A 19185-nucleotide genomic window follows, 5' to 3' on the forward strand; every position below is an offset into this window, starting at 1 on the left:
AAAGCCTACGGTAATGCGCGCCCCAGAACGGTGCTCAAGCGTTGGTTTCTTATCTCGCGCGAGGGTTCCGCAACGCGTCGCGGATATGGATTGCGAGACGAAAAAAAGCGCCCGCAGGCGCTTTTTTTCGAGAGATGCATCTAACTTACTGCGGCAACGACAAACCGCGCGGCAGCGGAAACGAGATCGTCTCCTCGATGCCTTCGAGCGAACGCACATTGCTCACGCCGAGTTCACGCAGCCGCGCGATCACGGCCTGCGCCAGCACTTCCGGGGCCGATGCGCCCGCCGTCACGCCGATGCGTTTCTTGCCTTCGACCCATTTCGGATCGATCTGCGTCGGCGAGTCGACCATATAGGCGGGAATGCCGCGCTTCTCGGCCACTTCGCGCAGACGGCTGGAGTTCGAGCTGTTCGGGCTGCCCACCACGATCACGACATCGCACTGCGGCGCGAGAAACTTGACCGCGTCCTGGCGGTTTTGCGTCGCATAGCAGATGTCCTGCTTCTTCGGCTCCTTGATCTCGGGATACTTCGCCTTGAGCGCATCGATGATGGCCGAAGCGTCATCGACGGACAGCGTGGTCTGCGTGACGTAGGCAATGCGCCGCGGATCGGGCAGATCGAGCTTCAGCACGTCATCGATATCTTCGACGAGATGCATGCCCTCGCCCGACTGACCCATCGTGCCTTCGACCTCGGGATGCCCCTTGTGGCCGATCATCACGATGTCGAAGCCGTCCTGACGCATCTTCGCCACTTCGATGTGCACCTTGGTCACGAGCGGACAAGTCGCGTCGAACACGCGCAGACCGCGCGCTTCGGCCTCGCCGCGCACCGCTTTCGAGACGCCGTGCGCGCTGAAAATGAGCGTGGCGCCTTCGGGCACGTCGGAGAGCTCTTCGATGAAGATCGCGCCCTTCTTGCGCAGGTCCGCGACGACATAAGCGTTATGGACGATCTCGTGGCGCACGTAGATGGGCGCACCGAACAGCTTGATCGCGCGCTCGACGATCTCGATCGCGCGATCGACGCCAGCGCAGAACCCGCGCGGCTGCGCGAGGAGGATTTCGACGTCGGTCTGAACTTCGTTGAGGCTTTCAATCATGGTTACAGAATTCCGATGATTTTCACTTCGAAGACGAGCGCCTGGCCCGCGAGCGGGTGATTGAAGTCGAACAACGCCGCGGTTTCGCCGACTTCCTTCAGCACGCCGGCGTAGCGTCCGCCGTTCGGCGCGTTGAATTCGACGAGATCGCCGGGCGAGAAATCCTCGCCGATCATGCTGTTTTCGCGCAGCGTCGCCAGCGACACCCACTGGACCAGCTCCGGATTGCGCGGACCGAATGCCTGATCCGGCGTTAGCTGAAAGGTCGAATGGTGGCCGACCTTCAGCCCCAGCAAAATCTCTTCCAGCGGTTCCGCGAGCTGGCCTGCGCCGAGCAGGAGCGTCGCGGGCTTGTCGGTGAATGTGTTGACGACGTCAGCACCATCGGCCAGTGCGAGCCGGTAATGAAGCGTGACGTGCGAACCGGGTTTCACTTCGGAGATATCGATGATGCTCATGAGTATTGGATGTGGCCGTTCAGTCGGAAGCGGGGCGCGAACCCCGCGTGGGGCGGCTCTTCGGCGCAAGGCAGCGAACCGCGCGGCGGCGGTGCGAGACGCGCGCCAAAACCGCTATTGTAAGACAGAGTTGTGTCCGGACGTGTCACGCGGCGTTGTCCGGCTTGCGCTCGACCGCGCGACAAGACGTCCCGGGAGGCCGCGATGAACGCCGATCTGCGGCTGGTGGCGCCGCCCGCCCCGCATGACACGGACTTCCCCGGGAGCGGGCCCGTCCTGCCCATCCGGAACTGGGCGCGCGCCGAGCGGCCGCGCGAGCGGCTGCTGGACACCGGGCCCGCGTCGCTGTCGGACGCGGAACTGTTCGCGTTGTTCCTGCGCACCGGAGTTTCCGGCGCCACCGCCGTCGATGTCGCGCGCCAGCTCTTGCGGCGTTTCGGCTCGCTGCGCGGCGTGCTGGATGCATCGGCCGGGGAGTTGCGCGAACTGCGCGGGATCGGGCCGGCTCGGGCGGCCACGCTCCTGGCTGTCTCGGAACTATGCCGGCGCGCGCTCGCCGAGAAGGCCCGCGACCGCGAACTGCTGAACGCGCCGGGTGCGGTGGAAGACTATCTGCGGCTTTTGATCGGCACGCGGCCCTACGAAGCATTCATCTGCCTGTACCTCGACGCCCGCCATCAACTGCTGCATACCGAGGAGTCCGCGCGCGGCTCGCTCACGCGTGTGGCGGTTTATCCGCGGGAGATCGTGCGGCGCGCGCTCTCGCTCAACGCGGCGGGGCTGATCGTCGCGCACAACCATCCATCGGGCGGAGTCGAACCGAGCGCCAGCGACCGCCGGCTGACCAAGACGCTGCAGGACGCCCTGGCGCTCATCGATGTGCAACTGCTCGATCACATCGTCGTGGCCGCCAATGATGTCTTCTCGTTCGCCCGCCACGGCTGGCTGTGACGTATCATTCGCCTCGAAAAGGTTTGATATTGCAGCGTTTTTCCTGCTACAATCCGCGTTTGCTTTTCTCACCCCGCTCTGAGTAGGTTCGTCGGAAGCGACGCAACTGGGCGCAGTCCTCATTGGCATAACCGTGCTGCCAAATCCCCGATCGGCAAATTGGGCGAAAAGAGGCATCGAACGAAGGTATCCGCTTTCAATCGAGCGTTCGACTCGGACTTAATCCGTGTATTAGGAGTGTCCTCATGGCACGCGTATGCCAAGTAACTGGGAAGGGCCCGATGTCGGGCAACAACGTTTCCCACGCAAACAACAAGACCAAGCGTCGTTTCCTGCCGAACCTGCAGAACCGCCGTTTCTTCGTTGAAAGTGAAAATCGCTGGGTGCGTCTGCGCGTCTCGAACGCCGGCCTGCGCCTGATCGACAAGAACGGTATTGACGCCGTGCTCGCAGACCTGCGCGCACGCGGTGAAATCTAAGGAGCACGCACATGGCCAAGGGCGCACGCGACAAGATCAAGCTGGAGTCGACCGCAGGCACGGGTCACTTCTACACGACCACCAAGAACAAGCGCAACATGCCGGAAAAGATGCTGATCAAGAAATTTGATCCGGTCGTCCGCAAGCACGTTGAGTACAAGGAAACCAAGATCAAGTAAATCTTGAGATTGAGTAGCCTGCACGAAGACAGCAAAAAGCCCCGCGAATCGCGGGGCTTTTTGTTTTTCGGCGCCAGTTTTCACACGCTTTGCACACGATCGTGCGGGGGTTTTCACTGTCACTGAATGTTCATGCGCGTTATGCTTGCCGGCTATCGACGAGAACACGGACGGAGAACCGGCAGCATGAATTTCGATGTGGCAATCGTGGGAAGCGGCCTCGCGGGTCTGAGCGTCGCGCTGAATCTCGCGCAGACGCGGCGCGTCGCGATCCTCGCCAAGCGCGCGGCGAGCGTCGGCGCGAGCGACTGGGCGCAGGGCGGCATCGCGGCAGTGCTGGATTCGTCCGATAGCGTCGACAATCACGTCGGCGACACGCTCGTCGCGGGCGGCGGCCTGTGCGACGAAGCCGCGACGCGCTTCATCGTCGAGAACGGGCGCGCGGCGATCGAATGGCTCATCGAGGAAGGCGTTCCGTTCACGCGCGACGTGAAGGCGGAACTGGGCTTCCACCTGACGCGCGAAGGCGGCCACAGTCATCGCCGCATCATCCACGCGGCCGACGCCACCGGCCATGCTGTGGTTACGACGCTCGCCGAGCGCGTGCGCAACCATCCGAACATCACCGTCCTCGAAGATCATTACGCGATCGACCTGATCACGTCGGGCCGTCTCGGGCTGCCGGGGCATCGCTGCCACGGCCTTTACGCGCTCGATATCAACTCGGGCCGCACCGTGACCATCCAGGCGCCGCACACGGTGCTCGCCACCGGCGGCGCGGGCAAGGTCTATCTCTACACGACCAATCCCGACACCGCGACCGGCGACGGCATTGCGATGGCGTGGCGCGCGGGCTGCCGCGTCGCGAACATGGAGTTCATCCAGTTCCACCCGACCTGCCTGTTCCATCCGTACGCGAAGTCGTTCCTCATTTCCGAGGCGGTACGCGGCGAAGGCGGCATCCTGCGCCTGCCCGACGGCACACGCTTCATGCCCGCTCACGACGAGCGCGCCGAGCTCGCGCCACGCGATATCGTCGCGCGGGCGATCGACTTCGAAATCAAGAAGCGCGGCATCGACTGCGTGTATCTCGACATCAGCCATCAGCCACGCGCATTTCTCGAAGAGCACTTTCCGACGATCCTCGCGCGCTGCCAGGAATTCGGCATCGATATCGCGAAGCAGCCGATACCCGTCGTGCCGGCCGCGCATTACACGTGCGGCGGCGTCGTCACCGATCTCGCGGGGCGCACCGATCGCCCGGGGCTCTATGCGGTCGGCGAGACCTCCTACACCGGCCTTCACGGAGCGAACCGGCTCGCGAGCAACTCGCTGCTGGAATGTCTGGTGGTCGGGCGCGCCGCGGCGCAGGCGATCGAAGCGGATGGCTTTTCGAACGGCTGTCACGCCGAATTGCCCGACTGGGACGAAAGCCGCGTGTCCGACCCGGACGAGGAAGTGGTCGTCGCGCACAACTGGGACGAGTTGCGCCGGCTGATGTGGAATTACGTCGGCATCGTGCGCACGGACAAGCGCCTCGCGCGCGCGCAGCATCGGCTCGCGTTGCTGCGCGACGAGATCCACGAGTACTACGCAAACTTCAAGGTAAGCCGCGATCTGCTGGAACTGCGCAATCTCGTGGACGTAGCCTCGCTGATCGTGGAAAGCGCGTGCTCGCGGCGCGAAAGCCGCGGTCTGCACTACAGTCGCGACTGGCCCGAGACTTTGCCGAAGGCGCTGCCGACCGTGCTGATGCCGCCGGCTGCGCGCCGCACGAGCCTTTAAACCAGACGCATGGAGAAATCGGTCGCGCGCACGTCCTTCGTGAGCGCGCCGATGGAAATGCGGTCCACGCCGGTTTGCGCGATCGCGCGAACCGTATCGAAATTGACGCCGCCGGACACTTCCAGCAACGCACGCCCGGCTGTCACGCGCACGGCGTCGCGCATCGTGTCGAGCGCGAAGTTGTCGAGCAGGATGGATTCCGCCCGATGCGCGAGCGCTGTCTCTAGCTGGTCGAGCGTTTCCACTTCGATCTGGATCGGCACGCCGGAATTCAGCGCCAGCGCCGCGTTCATCGCCGCACCCACGCCGCCCGCCGCCGCGATGTGGTTTTCCTTGATCAGGATGCCGTCATAGAGCGCGAGACGCTGGTTCGCCCCGCCACCCACGCGCACCGCGTATTTCTGCGCGAGCCGCAGTCCGGGCAAGGTCTTGCGCGTATCGAGAATGCGCGCGCGCGTACCTTCGATCGCATCGACATAGCGTCGCGTCGCGCTCGCCACGCCCGAGAGCAACTGCAGGAAATTAAGGCCATTGCGCTCGGCCGTGAGCAGCGCGCGCGCGGGGCCGTGCAACAGCACGACGAGCGAATCCGCCGTCATGCGCTCGCCTTCGCGATACTTCCATTCGACTTCGATCGACGGCTCGACGCGGCGCATGACCTCATCGAACCACGGCGCGCCGCACAGCACCGCTTCCTCGCGCACGATAATGCGCGCGGTGCGTCGTACGTCGGCGGGTACGAGACGACCGGTGACGTCGCCAGCGCCGACGTCTTCATCGAGCGCATCGACGACGTTGCGCGCAAGCGCCGCCTCGAACGCTTCGCCGTATTGCGCGCGGATTTCCTCGAAGATTCCCATTACGCCGCTCCCACGTTCTTGAACAGCGAAGTGTCGCGGGCGAGATCGCCGCTCGCCTGCACGCGCTTCTTGTGACGGGCAGCGAAGTCGAGCATGCGGTCGATCGGCACACGCGCACGCGCGCCGATAGCCGGATCGACATGAATCTCGTTGTGGCCGCGCTCCAGCACATCGGCGAGGTTCGCGAGGCCGTTCATCGCCATCCACGGGCAGTGCGCGCAGCTCTTGCAGGTGGCGCTGTTGCCGGCGGTCGGCGCTTCGATGAACGTCTTGCCAGGCGCGGCGAGCCGCATCTTGTGCAAGATGCCGAGATCGGTCGCGACGATGAAGCGTTGCGCGTCCATGCGCACGGCGGCGTCGATGAGCTGCGTGGTCGAGCCGACCACATCCGCGAGCGCGACGACACCTTCCGGGGACTCCGGATGCACGAGAATCTTCGCGTCGGGATATTCGCGGCGGAGCAGATCGAGTTCGATGCCCTTGAATTCGTCGTGGACCAGACACGAGCCTTGCCAGAGCAGCATGTCGGCACCGGTCTTCTTCTGGATATAGCCGCCGAGGTGCCGGTCCGGCGCCCACAGGATCTTTTCGCCGCGCGCGTGGAGGTCGGCGACGATTTCGAGCCCGATCGACGACGTCACCATCCAGTCCGCCCGCGCCTTCACGGCCGCGCTCGTATTCGCGTACACGACGACCGTGCGGTCCGGATGCGCGTCGCAGAAAGCGGAGAATTCGTCGGCGGGACAGCCGAGATCGAGCGAACAGGTCGCATCGAGATCGGGCATCAGCACGCGTTTGTCCGGGCTCAGGATCTTGGCGGTTTCGCCCATGAAGCGCACGCCCGCGACCACGAGCGTCTTCGCAGCGTGATCGCGCCCGAAGCGCGCCATTTCAAGCGAGTCGGCGACGCAACCGCCGGTTTCATCGGCGAGTTCCTGGAGTTCTGCGTCGACATAATAGTGAGCTACCAGAACCGCCTGTTCGCGCCTCAAGAGCGCCCGAATGCGTTCCTTCAGCTCGCGCCGCTGCTCGAGCGAAGGCGCATCCGGCACGCGCGCCCAGGCCTCGCCTACTCCACAAGTCAGGCCATGCGGCCGGTCGTACTCGACGCTTCTGATCGCTTCCATGTCTCCCCTTCCCCTGCTTGCTGCTCAAGCAATACGAATTGCGAAATGCGAAAATCGGCCGCCAAAAACAAAGACCCCGCCAGAGCGGGGTCTTGTGACGTCATTAAATTTTAACGGATATCGCGCGTTACGCGTAGCGGCGCAAACGCAACGCAAAATCCTGCAGAGCCTTGATGCCGCTCTCTTCCGCACGGTGGCACCAGTCCTGCAATTGCGTGACCAGTTGCTCGCGCGAAGCGTTGGAACGATCCCACATTGACGACAGATCCTTGCGCAGCTCGATGAAGGTGCGCAGCTTCTGGTTGTCCGATGTCAGTTCCGGAATTTGCTTGAGCTGTGGCTCGTTCAGGCCGTCTTCTTCCTTGTGGAACCACTTGCGCGCGCCGCGCATAAGCTGGTACTTCTCGCGCGCGCCGGCTTCCTTCAGCTTCGCCAGTTCCTGCGCGTAGGCGTGCTTGAGCGCCTTGCCGTAACGCGCCATCACTTCGTAACGATTCGCGAGCACGGCCTGCAGCGTGTCCTGATCCACGACCGCCTTGCTCGCGGCGAGCTTCGGCGTGGGCGCGACCTTCTTCACCTTCGCCAAGCCGACCATCGACATCATGCGGATGTATACCCAGCCGATGTCGAACTCGTACCACTTGCTCGACAGCTTCGCGGAGGTCGCGAACGTGTGGTGATTGTTATGCAGTTCCTCGCCACCGATCAGGATGCCGAGCGGGAAGATGTTCGTCGACGCATCCGACGAATTGAAGTTGCGGTAACCCCACCAGTGCGCGAGACCGTTCACCACGCCAGCTGCCCAGAACGGAATCCAGATCATCTGCACGGCCCACACCGACAGACCGACGATGCCGAACAGCGCGACGTCGATCACCATCATCACGCTGATACCGAGGATGGGATAGCGCGTGTACACCTTGCGCTCCATCCAGTCGTTCGGCGTGCCGTGACTGAACTTGCGCAGCGTTTCTTCGTTCTTCGCTTCGGTGCGATAGAGTTCGGCGCCTTCGAGCAGCACCTTCCAGATACCACGCGTTTGCGGGCTGTGCGGATCTTCTTCGGTTTCGCACTTGGCGTGGTGCTTGCGATGGATCGCCGCCCACTGGCCGGTCAGCATGCCTGTGGTCATCCACAGCCAGAAACGGAAGAAATGGCTCGCGACGGGATGCAGGTCCAGCGCGCGGTGCGCCTGGCAACGGTGCAGATAGATCGTGACGCCGGCGATGGTGACGTGCGTCATCGCGAGCGTGAACAGAACGATCTGCCACCAGGAAAAGTTCAGCAACCCGTTGGCGAGAAATTCGAGGGAAGAATTCAGCAAGGCGGTTTACCTGTGTAGCTGTGAAATTCGGGAAAAATGGCCGGTCAAACTGGCTTCGGACGACTCGTTATGCGCGTGAAAGGAACGTGCGCAGGTTCGATCGCATTCTACTGCATGCGTTCCAAGTCTTTGTACCAAAGGTGAAATTTTTTAAATCCTAGCAAAACGAGGGAAATCTCACGCCCGGAATTGGGGTTGTCTTCCCTGCCAAATCGTAAGATTGGCGTGCTTTGCTGCCTTTAGGCCGCCGGCGAGGCGCCTTCAGGACCATCTTCGGCATTTAATACCGATTCGACGTCCGGGCGGGCGATGCCATCGATAATCCTTATCTCGCGCTGAGCGTAGGGAATTTCAATGCCATTCTCTGAGAATAACCGCCAAACGGCACGATTTACGTGCGACTTTACGCCGCCCGTGCCCTTGGCGGCCTCCTCAATCCAAAAACTCAGCTCAAGATTAATGCCGTCCGCGCCGAAGCTCGCCAGCAGCGCGGCGGGCGCCGGGTCCTGCAGCACGCGCTCGACGCCCTGCGTCGCCTCGACGAGCAGTTGCATCGCGCGTTCCACGTCCGAGCGGTAGCTCACCTGCACTGCAATCTTCGCATTGCCGCGCGTAAGGTACGACGAATGGTTTTGCACCACATCGGTGATGAGCTTTTCGTTCGGAATCAGCGTTTCGATGCCGTCCAGTCCGCGCACGACCGTGTAGCGCGTGCGAATCTGCGTGACCGTGCCCTGATTGCCGCTCACGCTGATCATGTCGCCGAGCCTGAGCGAGCGGTCCAGCAGGATGATGAACCCGGACACGTAATTGCTCGCGATCTTCTGCAAGCCGAAGCCGAGTCCGACGCCGAGAGCGCCGCCGAACACGCCGAGCACGGTAATGTCGATGCCGACGATCGACAGACTCACCAGAATTGCCGCGAGAATCATCAGCGCCCGGCCGACGCGCGCGAGCACCACCTTGAGATTCGCGTCGAGCGAGCGGGCGCGCATCAGGCGGTCGTCGAGCAAGGCGCCCGCCCACATCGCGACGATCAGCGTCACGCACACCCACAGCACGCCCGAGGCGAGCGACAGCAGCGTCATGTGCGCGTTGGCGAAATTGAAGCGCACGCTCGCCATCCAGTGCACGACGTCGTCCTGGATGCCCATGACGGTGAGCAGCATGGCGACCCAGACGATCACCATCACGAGCTTCTCGAACAGATAGAGCAGCGCGTTGGCCTCGTGCTCGGCCGCGCCCCGGCTGAACACCCGCCGGGCCACGTAGAGCATCGTGTAGATGACCGTGATGCCGCACAGCGGCACCAGCGCGAGACGCAGGAACGACGTGTGGATGAACGGCGCGAGCACGAGCTGCGCGATCGATACGAAGACCGTGCCGAGCAGCGGGAACAGCGCCTTGTTGAGACTTTCCGCGCCGAAACGCACGGCTTCGAAACGCGACTGGCGGCGCGCATCGAGCTTCGCGCGCAACACGCGCGCGCACCACCATGCCACCGCGAGCAGGCCCAGCAGCGCCGCGACCTGCCAGATCACTTCCGGCTCGCCGAAATCGCGGAAAAGACGCGCGGAGAGTTCGGACAAGAAGCGATTCTGCATGGTCGCGCGGACTTACTCGGCGTCTGCTTCCGTCGCGTCGGCGGCCTTGGCGGCCTTTTTCGCGACGTCAGGCACTCGTTCCAGCACCGCCGCGAAGAAGCCATCGGTTCCGTGCTTGTGCGGCCACAGCGACAGATACTCGCCCGTGTCGAGATCGATGCGCTGCTCCGCGAGCACGTCGCGCGCCGGCACGACGCGGAAGTTCGGATGCGCCTCCAGGAATTGCGCGACCACGCCTTCGTTCTCCGCTTGCAGCATCGAGCAGGTCGCGTAGACGAGGCGCCCGCCGGTCTTCACCAGACGCGCGGCGCTCGTCAGGATGGAAAGCTGCTTGGGCGTCAGCTCAGCGACCGACGCGGGCGACTGGCGCCATTTCAGGTCCGGATTGCGGCGCAAGGTGCCGAGGCCGGAACACGGCGCATCGACCAGCACGCGATCGATCTTGCCCGCGAGACGCTTGATCTTGGCGTCGTGCTCGCTGTCGATCAGCACCGGATTCACGTTCGACAGACCGCTGCGCGCAAGGCGCGGCTTCAGTTTGGCGAGACGGCGGTCGGAAACATCGAACGCGTAGAGGCGGCCGGTGGAGCGCATCATTGCGCCGAGTGCGAGCGTCTTGCCGCCCGCGCCCGCGCAAAAATCGACGATCATCTCGCCGCGCTTGGGCGCCATCAGCGAGCACAGCAACTGGCTGCCCTCGTCCTGCACTTCGATCCAGCCCTCCTGGAACGGCGCGAGACGCGTCAGCGCCGGCTTGCCTTCCACGCGGATGCCGAACGGCGCGAACGGCATTTCGCCCGCGTCGATTCCTGCTTCCGCGAGCGACTTCAACACGACCTTGCGGTCGGCTTTGATCGGGTTCGCGCGCAGATCGAGCGGCGCCGGGTAGTTCAGCGCGGCCGCGAGTTGCGCGAGCTCTTCGGGCGCGAAGCGCTTGCCCATCGCCTCATAGATCCATTGCGGCAGGTTCGTCCGCACGCGCACCGGCAGGCTCGCCGGATCGATCTTCGAGACCTGCGCGAGCCATTGATATTCATCGGCGGAAACGAACGGCTTGAGCGCGGAAAGGCCGGCCGTCTGCATCAGTCCGAGCAGCGCCAGACGCCGCGCCTGATTGCCGCTGCCGCTCTCGGCGAGATGCGAAAACTCCATCTTTCGGCGCAGCACGGCGAACACCGCCTCCGCGATCACGCCGCGTTCGCCATGGCCGAGCTTCGGATGCGCGCGGAAAAAGCGGCTCGTCGCGGCGTCGGCGGGGCCGGAGAAGCGCAGCACGTCCGCGAGCAGCGTTTCGGTTTGTCCAATCAGAAATCCATGCAGCCTCATGCGCCCTCCCCGGCAACGTCGGCAAAGAGCCATTGCGGCTCAGACGGCGTGAGGGCGACACGCTCGCCCTCGACAGATAAACGCCCTTCGATGAACCAGCGCACCGCGCGCGGGTAAATGATGTGTTCCACCTTGAGCACGCGTGCGGCGAGCGCGGCTGCATCGTCGCCTGCGATGACCGGCACCGCGCCCTGCGCCACGATCGGCCCGTGATCCAGCGTCGGCGTGACGAAATGCACGCTCGCGCCGTGCACGCGCACGCCCGCGTCGAGCGCCTGCTGATGCGTGCGCAGGCCCGGAAAGCACGGCAGGAGCGACGGATGGATGTTGATCATGCGCCCGGCGTATTTCTCGACGAAGGCGTCGGTCAGCACGCGCATGAAGCCCGCCAGCACGACGAGATCCGGCTCGAAGCGATCGATCTCGCTCGCGAGCGCGGCGTCGAACGATTCGCGGCTTTCGAACTTCCGATGATCCACCACCGCGGTTTCGATGCCGTTCGCCTGCGCAAAGCCAAGGCCGGCGGCGTCGGGCCGGTTGGAAATGACCGCACGGATGCGGGCCGGCCAGCCTTCGCGAGCGCATGCGCGCACGACGGCCTCCATGTTGCTCCCGCGTCCGGAGATCAGAATAACGATTTTTTTCATCCGCGGATTTTATCATTCGATGGGTGCGAAAATCGTGCCAATGAAAGGTGGCGGGTCGCCGCCCTGGCCGCTCGCGCCCGCCCGCCGGCGCGAGCGTTTATAATCTAACGCTTTGCAGCATCAGTCCCTCCCACCGACCAACGCCTATCGTGAGAGTCTTTCGCGGCCTCCCCAATGCCGAAAGCCGGGCGCCCTGCGCACTGACCATCGGCAACTTCGACGGTGTCCATCGCGGTCACCAGGCGCTGCTCGCGCACGTCCGGGCCGCCGCCGACGCGCGCGGCCTGCCAGTGTGCGTAATGACTTTCGAGCCGCATCCGCGCGAGTTCTTCAATCCGACGGGCGCGCCGCCGCGCATCGCGATGCTGCGCGACAAGCTGGAGGCGCTGCGCACCAACGGCGTCGACCGCGTGGTGGTCGAGCATTTCAACAAGACCTTCGCAAGCCAGTCGCCGGATACGTTCGTGAAGAACGTCATCGTCGACGGTTTGCACGCGCAATGGGTCATGGTCGGCGACGACTTCTGCTACGGCGCCAAGCGCGCGGGCGATTTCGCTTCGCTCAAACGCGCGGGCGAGCAATACGGCTTCGAAGTCGAGCAGATGGCGACGGTCGCGCATCCGAACGGCGCGCGCATTTCGTCGTCATCGGTGCGGGCGTCGCTCGTCGCGGGCGAGCTGGACGCCGCGCAAATCGCGCTCGGGCGCCCGTACATCATCAGCGGTCACGTGGTGCATGGCGCGAAGCTCGGCCGCGATCTCGGCTTTCCCACGCTGAATCTGCCCATCGCGCATAAGCGCCCGGCGCTCGCGGGCATTTTCGTCGTGCGCGTTCACGGTCTCGCCGATGAACCGCTGCCCGCCGTGGCAAGTCTCGGCCTGCGTCCGACCGTCGACGATTCCGGCCGCGTGCTGCTCGAAGTGTTCGTGCTCGACTGGCACGGCGACGCCTACGGCAAGCTCGTGCGCGTCGAATTCCTGAAAAAGCTGCGCGACGAGGAGAAGTACGTGGACCTCGAAACGCTCGGCCGCGCGATCGCCAAAGATGTCGACAACGCGCGCGCGTACTTCGGCTTGCCGCCCGCCAGTAACGCCGGCAGCCGCGCCACGGGCTTCGCCATTTCGGCGACTGACCGAATTAGGTGAGCGTGCGGCGCCCGGGCCCGGACCCGCGCGCGCCGCCCGCTGCCCCGCTTCCGATTCATCGCGCGCCAGCACGAGCGCCGCCTCACCGAATTCACTGAGTCACCCATGAGCGACAAGAAAGAGAAAGCCTCCTCGAAGTACCCCGTCAACCTGCTGGACACGCCCTTCCCGATGCGCGGCGATCTGCCGAAGCGCGAACCCGCGTGGGTCAAGGAGTGGCAGGACAACAAGATCTACGAGAAGATTCGCGCCGCGAGCAAAGGCCGCAAGAAGTTCATCCTGCACGACGGCCCGCCGTATGCGAACGGCGACATCCACCTCGGCCACGCGGTGAACAAGATCCTGAAGGACATGATCGTCAAGGCGCGCAATCTCGCGGGCTTCGACGCGGTCTACGTGCCGGGCTGGGACTGCCATGGCATGCCGATCGAAATCCAGATCGAAAAGCAGTTCGGCAAGACGCTGCCCGCCATCGAAGTGATGCAGAAGGCGCGCGCCTACGCCGGCGAGCAGATCGAGAAGCAGAAGGTCGGCTTCCGCCGTCTGGGCGTGCTCGGCGACTGGGACGATCCGTACAAGACCATGAACTTCACGAACGAAGCGGGCGAAATCCGCGCGCTCGGCAAGATCATGGAAAAGGGCTTCGTGTTCCGCGGCCTCAAGCCGGTGAACTGGTGTTTCGACTGCGGATCGGCGCTCGCCGAAGCGGAAGTCGAGTACAAGGACAAGACCGATCCGACCATCGACGTGATGTTCGCGTTCGCTGAAGCCGAAAAGACCGCGCAGGCGTTCGGCCTGAACGCGCTGCCGAAGGCGGATGGCGGCGTCGTCATCTGGACGACGACTCCCTGGACCATTCCCGCCAACCAGGCGCTCAACGTGCATCCGGAGATCGTCTACGCGCTCGTCGATACGCCGCGCGGCCTGCTGATCCTCGCACAGGAGCGCGTCGAGGAATGCCTGAAGAACTACGGCCTCACGGGCGGCGTCATCGCGACGACGACCGGCGAGAAGCTCGCCAATCTGCGCTTCCATCATCCGCTGGCGGCGGCGCATCCGGGCTACAAGCGCACCGCGCCGGTCTATCTCGGCGATTACGTGACGACCGAAAGCGGCACGGGCATCGTGCACTCGTCGCCGGCGTATGGCGTGGAAGACTTCGTGTCGTGCAAGGCGCACGGCATGTCGGACTCGGACATCATCAATCCGGTGATGGGCGACGGCCGTTACATCGAATCGCTGCCGCTGTTCGGCGGGCTGTCGATCTGGAAAGCGAATCCGCAAATCGTCGAGGCGCTCGAAGGCGCGGGTTCGCTCCTCAAGAGCGAAAAGTACACGCACAGCTACATGCACTGCTGGCGCCACAAGACGCCGATCATCTATCGCGCGACGTCCCAATGGTTCGCCGGCATGGACGTGAAGCCCAAGGACGGCGGCCGCACGCTGCGCGAGATCGCGCTCGAGGGCGTGGAGAACACGGCGTTCTATCCGTCGTGGGGCAAGCAGCGTCTCTACAGCATGATCGCGAACCGCCCGGACTGGACGCTCTCGCGTCAGCGTCAATGGGGCGTGCCGATGGCCTTCTTCGTGCACAAGGAAACCGGCGAGCTGCATCCGCGCACGCTGGAGCTGCTGGAGGAAGTGGCGAAGCGCGTCGAGGAAGGCGGCATCGAGACGTGGCAAGCGCTCGATCCGCGCGAGCTGATCGGCGACGACGCCAACATGTACGAAAAGAACCGCGACACGCTCGACGTGTGGTTCGATTCCGGCACGACGCACTGGCACGTGCTGCGCGGCTCGCACAAGGATTCGCTGCAATTCCCGGCCGATCTGTATCTGGAAGGTTCGGACCAGCATCGCGGCTGGTTCCATTCCTCACTGCTCACGGCTTCGATGCTCGATGGCCGTCCGCCCTACGACGCGCTGCTCACGCATGGCTTCACCGTCGATGGCGAAGGTCGCAAGATGTCGAAGTCGCTCGGCAACGGTATCGATCCTCATGAGGTGTCGAACCGTCTGGGCGCGGAAATCATCCGCTTGTGGATCGCATCGACGGATTACTCGGGCGAGCTCGCGATCTCGGAAGAAATCCTCAAGCGCGTGACGGAGACGTATCGACGTATCCGCAACACGCTGCGCTTCCTGCTCGCGAACCTGTCGGACTTCGAGTTCGACAAGGACGCGCTGCCGGTCTCCGACTGGCTCGAAATCGATCGTTACGCGGTCGCGCTCACGCGCAACCTGCAGGACGACGCGCTCTCGCACTACGAGAAGTATGAGTTCCATCCGGTCGTCGCCAAGATCGCGACGTTCTGCTCGGAAGACTTGGGCGGCTTCTATCTCGACGTGCTGAAGGATCGTCTCTACACGACGAAGCCCGGTTCGCGCGAGCGCCGCAGCGCGCAGACCGCGCTGTTCCATATCGCGCATGGTCTGCTGCGTCTGGTCGCGCCGTATCTGTCGTTCACGGCGGAAGAAGCGTACAAGGTGCTCAAGCCGGGTCAGGACACAATCTTCACGGAAGTCTTCGCGACTTATCCGGACATAGCGAACGGCGGCGATCTGCTCGACAAGTGGACGCTCATCCGCAACGCGCGCGGCGATGTGACCAAGGCGCTGGAAGAAGCGCGCACGGCGAACCAGATCGGTTCGTCGCTGCAGGCCGAAGTCGTGGTGCGCGCGAGCGGCGCACGTTACGACGCGCTCGCGAGTCTCGGCGATGCATTGCGCTTCGTGCTGATCACTTCGTCGGCTCAGGTCGAGAAGGTCGGAAGCGAAGCGGAAGAAGGCGTCGATGTCAAGGCATCGAGCTACATGAAGTGCGAGCGTTGCTGGCACTATTGCGCGGACGTCGGCTCGCACGCGGATCATCCGGGTCTGTGCGGTCGCTGCTTCTCCAACCTGTTCGGCGCCGGCGAAACGCGGGGCGCAGCATAATGGCTCGACCGATGGCGAAACAAACTACCAGTAAAACGGCGGGCAGCGGATCGCTCGCGCCGTGGCTCGGGGTCGCGCTGATCGTGATCCTGTTCGACCAGCTGACGAAGATCGCGGTGCAGCGCATGTTCGCCTACGGCGACCCGCACGCGCTCACGCCCTTCTTCAATCTGCTGCTCGTCTACAACCGCGGCGCGGCGTTCAGCTTTCTCGCCATGGCGGGCGGCTGGCAGCGCTGGGCGTTCACCGCGCTCGGCGTCGTCGCGGCGATCGTGATCTGCTATTTGCTCAAGCGGCATTCGGGACAGCGGCTCTTCTGCACGGCGCTCTCGCTCATCATGGGCGGCGCGATCGGCAACGTGATCGACCGGCTCGCGTACGGTCACGTGATCGACTTCCTCGATTTCCACGTGAACACGTGGCACTGGCCGGCGTTCAATCTCGCCGACAGCGCGATCACCATCGGCGCAGTCCTGTTGATCTTCGACGAATTGCGGCGCGTACGCGGTTCGAAATGACGTTCAAAACGCGGCTCCTTCCCGGAGCCGTGTTCTTTTGCGATGGAGGCATTTTGGAACTCGCGGGCAAACATCTCGTTTTGGGACTCACGGGCGGCATCGCCTGCTACAAGATCGCCGAACTCACGCGTCTGCTCATCAAGGCCGGCGCGACCGTGCAGATCGTGATGACCGAAGCCGCCACGCAGTTCATCACGCCCGTCACGATGCAGGCGCTCTCGGGCCGTCCCGTGTACACGTCGCAGTGGGACGCGCGCATGCCGAACAACATGCCGCATATCGACCTCTCGCGCGAGGCGGATGTCATTGTCATCGCGCCCGCCTCCACCGATTTCATCGCGAAGATCGCGCACGGCAGATGCGACGACCTGCTCTCGACGCTCGTCATCGCGCGCGATTGCCCGCTGCTCGTCGTGCCCGCGATGAACCGCCAGATGTGGCAGAACCCGGCAACGCAACGCAACGTCGCGCAGATTCGTGCGGATGGCGTCGAGGTGCTCGGGCCGGACTCCGGGTCGCAGGCCTGCGGCGAAGTCGGCGACGGGCGCATGATCGAACCGGAAGCCGCCTTCGAAGCCATCTGCGCGTTCTTCCAGCCGAAGATCATGCGCGGCCAGCGCGTGCTGATCACCGCCGGCCCAACCTTCGAGCCGCTCGATCCGGTGCGCGGCATCACCAATCGCTCGTCCGGCAAGATGGGCTTCGCGCTCGCGCGCGCAGCAGCGCAGGCGGGCGCGGACGTGCATCTCGTCGCCGGTCCGGTATCCCTGCCCACACCGTGGGGCGTATATCGCGAGGACGTGCAGACCGCGCAGCAGATGCACGACGCCGTGATGGCCGCCACGCCCGACGCCGATGTCTTCATCGCGGTGGCGGCGGTCGCGGACTGGCGCGTCGATCACGTCAGCGAGCACAAGATCAAGAAGGCCGCGGGACAGCCTTTGCCGGCGTTCAATTTCGTCGAAAATCCGGACATTCTCGCGACGGTCGCGAAGCTGTCGAACCCGCCGTATTGCGTCGGCTTCGCGGCGGAAAGCGGCGATCTGCAGCTCAACGGCATGGAAAAGCGCAAGCGCAAGGGCGTGCCGCTACTGATCGGCAATATCGGCCAGCTCACGTTCGGGCGCGACGACAACGAAGTCGTGCTGTTCGACGAAAGCGGTACGACGCCGCTGCCGCGCGCCGACAAGCAGGAACTCGCGCGCACGCTGATCGCGGAAATCGCGAAACGCGCGCCGCGCACGGGCGGGCCGCTGCTGTCATGACGCGGCTCTCCGTTCTCGACCAGACGCCCGTCATCCACGGCCACACGACCGCGGACGCGATCGCTGCGACGCTCGATCTCGCGCAGCTCGCTGACGATCTCGGCTACACGCGTTACTGGTGCGCGGAGCATCACGGCCTGCATGGCGTGTCGAACCCGTGTCCCGAAGTGATGCTGGCGCGCATCGGCAGTCTGACGAAGCGCATCCGCATCGGGTCGGGCGGCGTGATGCTGCCGTATTACTCGCCGTTCAAGGTGGCCGAGCAATTCCTGATGCTCGAAGCGCTGTTTCCGAATCGCGTCGATTTGGGCGTAGGACGCGCACCCGGCGGGGACATGCGCACCGCCCAGGCGGTCGCGGCGGGTTCGTACAATCGCGGCGATATCTTTCCGCAGCAGGTCGCGGAACTGATCGCCCTCTTTGACGGCAAGCTGCCCGACGACTCTCTCGCGCGCGGCGTGCTGCTTCAGCCGCAAATCGATACGCGCCCCGAACTCTGGATGCTCGGCTCGTCCGACTTCGGCGGCCTTCTCGCCGCGCAACTCGGCATCCGCTTCGCGTTCGCGCATTTCATCAACGCGCAGTACGGGCATCGCGTGGCGGAGGCGTATCGCGAGCGGTTCACGGCGGGACACGAAGCACAGCCGTATCTCGCAGCGGCAATTTTCGTGATCTGCGCCGATACCGACGAAGAAGCCGAAGCGCTCGAAAAAGCCGTCGATCTGCGTCGCGTGCAGATGGCGTACGGTCTGAACCAGCCGATTCCGTCAATCGCGCAAGGCGCCGCGCAGCATTACGGCGAGCGCGAACTCGCGGTGATCGCGCATGAGAAGGCGCGCAGCATCATCGGCACGCCGGAGCGCGTGACCGAACAGATTCACGTCCTGCAGGAACGCTTCAACGCCGACGAGCTGATCGTGCTGACGGTCGCCGGCAGCTACGCCGCACGCACGCGGTCCTATCAACTTCTGGCCGACGCCTTCGAGGTCGGCCGCCCGAACCCCGCACACCCGAACACATGAAACTCGACGTCAAGATTCTCGACGCGCGCATGCGCGACTACCTGCCCGCCTACGCCACGCCCGGTAGCGCGGGGCTCGATCTGCGCGCCTGTCTCGATGCGCCGCTCGTCATCGAGCCGCATCAGACCGTGCTCGTGCCGACCGGCCTCGCCATTCACCTCGCCGACCCCGGCTACGCGGCGCTGATCCTGCCGCGCTCGGGAATGGGCCACAAGCACGGCATCGTGCTGGGCAATCTGGTCGGTCTGATCGACTCGGATTATCAAGGTCAACTGATGGTCTCTACTTGGAATCGCGGCGACACTGCGTTCACGCTCAACCCAATGGAACGGCTCGCGCAGATGGTCATCGTGCCGGTGGTGCAGGCGCAGTTCAATATCGTCGAAGACTTCGAAGCAAGCGAACGCGGCGCGGGCGGCTTCGGCAGCACGGGCAAGCACTGAGCCTTTC

18 protein-coding genes are annotated in these 19185 nt (G+C 64.1%); 10 read left to right on the top strand and 8 right to left on the bottom strand.

The annotated features are described in order from the left end of the window. Positions 1-145: 145 nt before the first annotated feature. Together ispH and AWB79_RS08495 are read right to left on the bottom strand one after the other, a co-directional pair. Complete coding sequence (ispH, locus tag AWB79_RS08490) at positions 146-1108, bottom strand: 4-hydroxy-3-methylbut-2-enyl diphosphate reductase (RefSeq protein WP_061166923.1); 963 nt, start codon at positions 1106-1108, stop codon at positions 146-148. A 2-nt stretch (positions 1109-1110) separates the two neighbouring features. Beyond that, entirely contained in the window at positions 1111-1566 is a 456-nt protein-coding gene (locus AWB79_RS08495; protein ID WP_061166924.1) for an FKBP-type peptidyl-prolyl cis-trans isomerase, read from the bottom strand. A gap of 204 nt (positions 1567-1770) precedes the next feature. On the opposite strand from AWB79_RS08495, the gene radC reads away from it, so the two are divergent. From radC to nadB, 4 genes are all read left to right on the top strand, one after another. Continuing rightward, the gene (radC, locus tag AWB79_RS08500) at positions 1771-2517 is read left to right on the top strand and encodes a RadC family protein (RefSeq protein ID WP_061166925.1); all 747 of its coding nucleotides are present in this window, start codon (positions 1771-1773) and stop codon (positions 2515-2517) included. Between the two features lie 245 nt (positions 2518-2762). Next, positions 2763-2996: a 50S ribosomal protein L28 gene (rpmB, locus tag AWB79_RS08505; RefSeq protein ID WP_008351171.1), complete on the top strand. Its 234-nt coding sequence runs from the start codon at positions 2763-2765 to the stop codon at positions 2994-2996. A gap of 11 nt (positions 2997-3007) precedes the next feature. After that, positions 3008-3175, top strand: a complete 168-nt coding sequence (gene rpmG / locus AWB79_RS08510) for a 50S ribosomal protein L33 (protein WP_007180630.1) — start codon at positions 3008-3010, stop codon at positions 3173-3175. Between the two features lie 186 nt (positions 3176-3361). Then, positions 3362-4960 carry an L-aspartate oxidase gene (gene nadB, locus AWB79_RS08515; protein ID WP_061166926.1) on the top strand — a complete coding sequence of 533 codons (1599 nt, stop codon included), beginning with the start codon at positions 3362-3364 and terminating at the stop codon, positions 4958-4960. Here the strand turns inward: nadB and nadC are convergent. From nadC to purN, 6 genes are all read right to left on the bottom strand, one after another. After that, positions 4957-5820 carry a carboxylating nicotinate-nucleotide diphosphorylase gene (gene nadC, locus AWB79_RS08520; RefSeq protein ID WP_061166927.1) on the bottom strand — a complete coding sequence of 288 codons (864 nt, stop codon included), beginning with the start codon at positions 5818-5820 and terminating at the stop codon, positions 4957-4959. The genes nadB and nadC overlap by 4 nt on opposite strands. After that, the gene (gene nadA, locus AWB79_RS08525) at positions 5820-6947 is read right to left on the bottom strand and encodes a quinolinate synthase NadA (protein WP_061166928.1); all 1128 of its coding nucleotides are present in this window, start codon (positions 6945-6947) and stop codon (positions 5820-5822) included. The genes nadC and nadA overlap by 1 nt, the downstream gene beginning before the upstream one ends. Before the next feature lie 127 nt (positions 6948-7074). Next, positions 7075-8271: a DesA family fatty acid desaturase gene (locus tag AWB79_RS08530; protein WP_061166929.1), complete on the bottom strand. Its 1197-nt coding sequence runs from the start codon at positions 8269-8271 to the stop codon at positions 7075-7077. Positions 8272-8510: 239 nt separating this feature from the next. Continuing rightward, positions 8511-9875 (bottom strand): mechanosensitive ion channel family protein, encoded by a 1365-nt coding sequence (locus AWB79_RS08535; protein ID WP_061166930.1) that lies wholly within the window; start codon positions 9873-9875, stop codon positions 8511-8513. A gap of 12 nt (positions 9876-9887) precedes the next feature. Further along, the gene (locus AWB79_RS08540) at positions 9888-11201 is read right to left on the bottom strand and encodes an RsmB/NOP family class I SAM-dependent RNA methyltransferase (protein WP_061166931.1); all 1314 of its coding nucleotides are present in this window, start codon (positions 11199-11201) and stop codon (positions 9888-9890) included. Continuing rightward, the gene (gene purN, locus AWB79_RS08545; protein ID WP_061166932.1) at positions 11198-11848 is read right to left on the bottom strand and encodes a phosphoribosylglycinamide formyltransferase; all 651 of its coding nucleotides are present in this window, start codon (positions 11846-11848) and stop codon (positions 11198-11200) included. Before purN ends, AWB79_RS08540 begins: the two co-directional genes overlap by 4 nt. A 149-nt stretch (positions 11849-11997) precedes the next feature. Here purN and AWB79_RS08550 point away from each other — a divergent pair, with 149 nt between their 5' ends. From AWB79_RS08550 to dut, 6 genes are all read left to right on the top strand, one after another. Continuing rightward, positions 11998-12993, top strand: a complete 996-nt coding sequence (locus AWB79_RS08550) for a bifunctional riboflavin kinase/FAD synthetase (protein ID WP_061166933.1) — start codon at positions 11998-12000, stop codon at positions 12991-12993. Between the two features lie 105 nt (positions 12994-13098). Next, positions 13099-15930 (top strand): isoleucine--tRNA ligase, encoded by a 2832-nt coding sequence (gene ileS / locus AWB79_RS08555; RefSeq protein ID WP_061166934.1) that lies wholly within the window; start codon positions 13099-13101, stop codon positions 15928-15930. Beyond that, complete coding sequence (gene lspA, locus AWB79_RS08560) at positions 15930-16448, top strand: signal peptidase II (RefSeq protein WP_061166935.1); 519 nt, start codon at positions 15930-15932, stop codon at positions 16446-16448. Before ileS ends, lspA begins: the two co-directional genes overlap by 1 nt. Then, a complete protein-coding gene (gene coaBC, locus AWB79_RS08565) occupies positions 16445-17713 on the top strand; it encodes a bifunctional phosphopantothenoylcysteine decarboxylase/phosphopantothenate--cysteine ligase CoaBC (RefSeq protein ID WP_061166936.1) in 1269 nt (422 codons plus the stop codon). Before lspA ends, coaBC begins: the two co-directional genes overlap by 4 nt. Beyond that, the gene (locus tag AWB79_RS08570) at positions 17710-18735 is read left to right on the top strand and encodes an LLM class flavin-dependent oxidoreductase (protein ID WP_061166937.1); all 1026 of its coding nucleotides are present in this window, start codon (positions 17710-17712) and stop codon (positions 18733-18735) included. The genes coaBC and AWB79_RS08570 overlap by 4 nt, the downstream gene beginning before the upstream one ends. Continuing rightward, entirely contained in the window at positions 18732-19178 is a 447-nt protein-coding gene (dut, locus tag AWB79_RS08575; RefSeq protein WP_061166938.1) for a dUTP diphosphatase, read from the top strand. The genes AWB79_RS08570 and dut overlap by 4 nt, the downstream gene beginning before the upstream one ends. The last annotated feature ends 7 nt before the right edge of the window (positions 19179-19185 follow it).

The organism is Caballeronia hypogeia (genome assembly GCF_001544875.2).
Taxonomy (GTDB): Bacteria; Pseudomonadota; Gammaproteobacteria; order Burkholderiales; family Burkholderiaceae; genus Caballeronia; species Caballeronia hypogeia.

What these genes read in the sequence shown, in the direction of transcription:
- ispH (WP_061166923.1), bottom strand. Translation starts at nt 1,108, where the DNA reads ATGATTGAAAGCCTCAACGAAGTTCAGACCGACGTCGAAATCCTCCTC.
- AWB79_RS08495 (WP_061166924.1), bottom strand. Translation starts at nt 1,566, where the DNA reads ATGAGCATCATCGATATCTCCGAAGTGAAACCCGGTTCGCACGTCACG.
- radC (WP_061166925.1), top strand. Translation starts at nt 1,771, where the DNA reads ATGAACGCCGATCTGCGGCTGGTGGCGCCGCCCGCCCCGCATGACACG.
- rpmB (WP_008351171.1), top strand. Translation starts at nt 2,763, where the DNA reads ATGGCACGCGTATGCCAAGTAACTGGGAAGGGCCCGATGTCGGGCAAC.
- rpmG (WP_007180630.1), top strand. Translation starts at nt 3,008, where the DNA reads ATGGCCAAGGGCGCACGCGACAAGATCAAGCTGGAGTCGACCGCAGGC.
- nadB (WP_061166926.1), top strand. Translation starts at nt 3,362, where the DNA reads ATGAATTTCGATGTGGCAATCGTGGGAAGCGGCCTCGCGGGTCTGAGC.
- nadC (WP_061166927.1), bottom strand. Translation starts at nt 5,820, where the DNA reads ATGGGAATCTTCGAGGAAATCCGCGCGCAATACGGCGAAGCGTTCGAG.
- nadA (WP_061166928.1), bottom strand. Translation starts at nt 6,947, where the DNA reads ATGGAAGCGATCAGAAGCGTCGAGTACGACCGGCCGCATGGCCTGACT.
- AWB79_RS08535 (WP_061166930.1), bottom strand. Translation starts at nt 9,875, where the DNA reads ATGCAGAATCGCTTCTTGTCCGAACTCTCCGCGCGTCTTTTCCGCGAT.
- AWB79_RS08540 (WP_061166931.1), bottom strand. Translation starts at nt 11,201, where the DNA reads ATGAGGCTGCATGGATTTCTGATTGGACAAACCGAAACGCTGCTCGCG.
- purN (WP_061166932.1), bottom strand. Translation starts at nt 11,848, where the DNA reads ATGAAAAAAATCGTTATTCTGATCTCCGGACGCGGGAGCAACATGGAG.
- ileS (WP_061166934.1), top strand. Translation starts at nt 13,099, where the DNA reads ATGAGCGACAAGAAAGAGAAAGCCTCCTCGAAGTACCCCGTCAACCTG.
- lspA (WP_061166935.1), top strand. Translation starts at nt 15,930, where the DNA reads ATGGCTCGACCGATGGCGAAACAAACTACCAGTAAAACGGCGGGCAGC.
- coaBC (WP_061166936.1), top strand. Translation starts at nt 16,445, where the DNA reads ATGACGTTCAAAACGCGGCTCCTTCCCGGAGCCGTGTTCTTTTGCGAT.
- AWB79_RS08570 (WP_061166937.1), top strand. Translation starts at nt 17,710, where the DNA reads ATGACGCGGCTCTCCGTTCTCGACCAGACGCCCGTCATCCACGGCCAC.
- dut (WP_061166938.1), top strand. Translation starts at nt 18,732, where the DNA reads ATGAAACTCGACGTCAAGATTCTCGACGCGCGCATGCGCGACTACCTG.